This window comes from Psychroserpens mesophilus (assembly GCF_050617655.1).
Lineage (GTDB): Bacteria > Bacteroidota > Bacteroidia > Flavobacteriales > Flavobacteriaceae > Psychroserpens > Psychroserpens mesophilus_A.
Map to the genome: position 1 here is coordinate 1 of NZ_JBODQC010000414.1, position 245 is coordinate 245.

Consider the following 245-nt stretch of genomic DNA (forward strand, 5'->3'; position numbering starts at 1 on the left):
GCGGCAGCATGCTGAAACTGAAAGTGCCGCCCTGCGGGCTGGACAGATTGCGGCGGTCCATGCGCCCGGCCTGCAGGTAGTGCGCCTGCCCCAGGTCATGGCGGTAGTAGACGTTGTCGAACTGGAACGTGCTGTCACTACCACGGCTGCGGTAGCGCTGCTGGTTGAAGTTCCATTCGGCGGAGACATGCCCGCGGTCGAACAGGCCCAGCACACCGGTGCCACGCGCGGACAGCGTCTGGTAG

1 protein-coding gene is annotated in these 245 nt (G+C 65.3%); it reads right to left on the reverse strand.

Annotated elements, in window-relative coordinates; translation table 11 throughout:
* Window positions 1-245: hypothetical protein (locus tag ACRHNM_RS17825; RefSeq protein WP_431137977.1), on the reverse strand; the 245-nt coding region annotated here is incomplete at both ends.